Below are 3,837 nucleotides of genomic sequence, written 5' to 3'. Positions count from 1 at the left end.
CGGGTCAGCGGGCGGTCGTCGGGGCCGAGCAGGGAGAAGTCCACGCCCACCCGGCCGTCGGCCACGAAGTACCAGCGCGTCACCTTGTCCGAGGATCGGGTGGCCCGCATGCCGATGCCGACCGTGACGACCTCCGGGTCCGCCCAGCGGCCCCGCGCGAACTCCATCCACACGTACGAGTACGCCGAATCCTGCTTGCGATACAGCAGATTCGACTTCATGGTGCGTTCCTCGCCCGCGAACGGGTTCAACCGGCGCGGCTCGATCCGCCCGTCCAGGACGAAGGGGAACAACACCTCCAGCGCCTTGGTCTTGCCCGAACCGTTCGGCCCGCGCAGCACCAGCCTGCCGTCGGCGAAGCAGAACTCCTGGTCGCGATAGTCCCAGAGGTTGATGATCCCGGCCCTGGTCGGGACGAAACGCACACCGCCGTGGATGACCGACATGTCGGTCGCCGTCCGCATCACAAGCCCCTCCGCATCACATGGACCCGCACAACCGCATGGACCCTCACAACAGTTCCTCCGAACGTCGCGCGCGCACCGACACCACCGCGCCCCGGTACCGGGCCAGCGCGGGCAGCACCAGCACACCGCCGGTCACCGGCCGGACCAGCCGCAGCCTGCTCAGCAGCCCGACCACCTCGACGGTCAGACCGGGCACGTCGGCGAGCCAGTGCGCGGCGAAGGTCGAACCGTACCGCTCGGCGAGTTCGGTCACGATCTCGCGCAGCCGGTCGGCAGCCACGAACGGGCAGGCCGCGGGCTCCGGCCGCTCGTCCGTGCCGAACGGGTCCCGCGGTGCGGTCTCGTCGGCGAACGGGTCGCCGGAGCTGTCGAGCATCGGGGCGAACAGGGTTCCCTCCGGGATCGCGCCGTCGAGCGCGGCGAGCAGATCGTCCGAGGGACCGGGCAGCCACGGCCGGCGGGGCAGCGGGTTGTCGAGATCCGCCACCAGATCGGCGATCTCGGTGATGAGCAACAGTCCGACCTGGGCGAGCGTGCCCGTCCCGGGGAAGCGCACATCCGACAGCCGTCCCGAGGTGTCGATCAGCGCGACGCCCTCGGCCCTGCGCTCGGCGCGCAAGCCGGTGAACGCCTCCACACCGGCGATCACCGCATCCGTGGCGAGCGCTTCCCGCTGCGGGGCGGTGAGTTCGGCGGCGTAGACCACCGGCTGCTCCACCACCGCCCGGCGGACCTGCCTGGCGATCGCGGCCGGGTCCGCCGCCCGCGCGCCCTCACCCGGATGGTCTTCGCCGAGCAGCTCGGCGACGCTGCGCAGATGCTGCACCGCGCGCGCGGGCCGGAACAACGCGAACACCACGGTGCGGTCGATGTCGTAGAGGGCCTCGCCCGCCTCGGGGTCGGCGGCCCAGCCGGTCGCGTCGCCGTCGGCGAGCGACAGCGCCCCGCGTGCGGCCAGCCAGCCGACCGCGTCGACGAAGGCGTCGCGATCGGCGGCCCGCTCGGGCGACAGTTCGAGCCCGTCGATCCTGGCGCTGTGGTCGCGCACCTGCTCGGCCAGCTCGGACAGGGTGATCTGCTCGCCCGCACGGCCGAGCGCGGCCAGCGCCAACGCCAGATAGGCGTAGCGCCGCCGGTCGAACACCCGGTCGGTGACCGTGCGGGCCGGCCTGCCCCCGTCCAGGGCGTCGGTCACCGGGAACAGCCGGGCGGTGGTCTCGGTGACCTCGAGGCGGTAGCCGAACAGCGCGGCCAGATCCTCGCGCAGCTCGGTGGTCCAGCGGCGGATGAGCGGGAGCGCGGCCCGGTCGGGATGGTCGGCGGTCACCAGGGGGTTGGCCAGCACCAGCCGGGCCGCGCGCTGATAGGAGTCGAGCTCCAGCGGGTCGATGCGGTGCGCGTGCGGCGTCGCCGCCGAGGTGAGGGACGTGTTCATCGAGCGCCGCCCCTCGCGGTGGCCCGCACCTCGAGCCTGCGATTGTTCAGGTGCAGCAGCCCGCGCGTGGTGCGCACCACCGTGGACCCAGCGTGCTCGGAAACCGTCAGGGTGACGCCGCTGTCGCTGCCCGAGGTGCCCGCCACCCGGCCGCTGACCGGCACCCAGGCCGTCGACGCGGCGTCCAGCAGCCGCAACAGCACCTCGGTCTCGCGGTCGTCGAGCACCCGCTCGTGCACATCGGCCCCGGCCAGCGCCCGTGCGGCCTCGGCGCGGGCACGCTGCGTGGCCAGTTGCGCTTCCCGCAGCCTGCGCACGCTCGCCTGGTCGCGCTGGATGCGGCCGGGCGCCGCCGCGGCGGGCGGGCGGCCGGTCTCGGCGAGGGTGCGCGCGATCTCCAACGGCGGCGCCTCCCACCAGGACCGGCTCGGCGGCACCAGATCCGCGTCCGGGTGCTCCATCGCCAGATGCCGGGGCCGGCCGAGACCGAAGACCGCGTCGAACAGCGCGTGCGCGCTCTCGGTGCTCGGGGCGGCGGTGAACCAGGCGGCCAGATGTCGCAGGGCCGACTCCCGGCTCACCCCGCCGCGCCTGGTTTCGGTGACCCGGCGCAGCAGAGCGAGCACTGCCGCGATCGCGCTCATGGTGGCCTCGCGCAACCGCTCGGCCTCGGTGGCGGCGCCGGAACCGTCCGCCGCGCCCTCGGCGGGCACGAACCAGCCGCGCAGGCCGCGCCAGCGCGCCCGCCAGTCGGCCTCGCGGTCGGCCGCGCTCACCAGGACCCGCTCGTCGCAGCGCGCCGCCCGCGCGAGCATGGCCTCGACGCCGGTCTCCTCGACCGCCGCGATGGCCGTGGCCAGCCCGGGCGCGAAGCGCGCCAGATCCATGCCGAATTCGCGCATGTGGGCCAGCAGCGTGTCCTTGTGCGCCAGAAAGGATTCCGGCGTGACCTCGGTGGTGCGCAGCAGATCGCCCAGCGAGAGGTAGAAGTGGGCGGCGCGGCCCGCCAGATCCGACAGCGCCGTGTCCAACCTGCGCAGCGTGCGATAGACGAGTTCGGCGTCGCCCGCGCGATTGGCTCGTGCCAGCGCCTCGAGATCGGCCAGCAGCTCCGGCAGCACCAGGCGCGACAGCGAGGCCTCCTCGCCGCGGGCGTCGAGCACATCGGCGACCGCGCGGAAGGCCTGGAAGCCCGGCTGGGTGAACTGGTAGACGTAGTGCCGGTTGCGGTACTCGGCCAGCGTCGCCGCGCGGGTGCCGTCGTAGCTGCGTTCCAGCACGCCCCAGCGGTGCAACTGATCGAGCAGCGGGGCGGCCTCGGCGGCCGAGAGCTGCCCGCCGCCGCAGCGCCGCACCCATTCGGCCACGTCGTCGGCGTGCAGCAACACCACGTAGGCGGCGCGGGCGCTGTCGAAGGCGCGCAGCACCCGCAGGTAGTCCGCGCGCTTGTCCGCCGTCGAGAAGGAGAACAGCCGCAGCCGCCGCTCTGCCTCGTCGCCATCGGGCCGGTCATCGGAGTCGGTCACGGCAACAGGGTAGTAGCGGGCCGATCGCCCCCGGCGGCACCGGCGGGCGTTCGGCGTGGCCGACCACGATTACCCGGTGTTCGCCGACTCGCCGCTACCGGTACTCGGAGGGTGCCGCGCGTTCTGTCACGTGCGGATTCGACCCGAGATCGGCGCCGGTTCGACGCGACGGGGGGGGGGGGGCCGCCCCCCCCCGGGGGGGGGGGGGGGGGGGGGGCGGCGGCGGGGGGGGGGGGGGCCCCGGGGGGGGGGGGGCGGGGGGGGGGGGGGGGGGGGTGGGGGGGGGGGCCGGGGGGGGGGGGGGGGGGGGGGGGCGCGCGCGGGGGGGGGGGCGGGGGGCGGCGGGGGGCCCCGCCCCCCCCCCCCCGGGTGGGGGGTGGTTACGCTGCGCCTCGGGTGCGGTCGAGGG

3 protein-coding genes and 1 pseudogene are annotated in these 3,837 nt (G+C 75.0%); all 4 read right to left on the bottom strand.

Annotation, left to right across the window (positions count from 1 at the left end):
* Positions 1-446, bottom strand: a pseudogene (locus QH283_RS27510) (endonuclease); the annotation flags it as partial.
* A gap of 64 nt (positions 447-510) precedes the next feature.
* A complete protein-coding gene (locus QH283_RS27505; RefSeq protein ID WP_280505841.1) occupies positions 511-1,902 on the bottom strand; it encodes a TIGR02678 family protein in 1,392 nt (463 codons plus the stop codon).
* Positions 1,899-3,428, bottom strand: coding sequence for a TIGR02677 family protein (locus QH283_RS27500; protein ID WP_280505840.1), 1,530 nt, complete (start codon positions 3,426-3,428; stop codon positions 1,899-1,901). Before QH283_RS27500 ends, QH283_RS27505 begins: the two co-directional genes overlap by 4 nt.
* Before the next feature lie 94 nt (positions 3,429-3,522).
* Positions 3,523-3,837, bottom strand: a 315-nt coding sequence (locus QH283_RS27495; RefSeq protein ID WP_280505839.1) for a hypothetical protein, incomplete at its 5' end; no start/stop codon positions are given.

Origin of the sequence: Nocardia farcinica (genome assembly GCF_029867845.1) — a bacterium.
Lineage (GTDB): Bacteria > Actinomycetota > Actinomycetes > Mycobacteriales > Mycobacteriaceae > Nocardia > Nocardia farcinica_A.
This window is presented reverse-complemented; position numbering and strand designations above follow the sequence as displayed.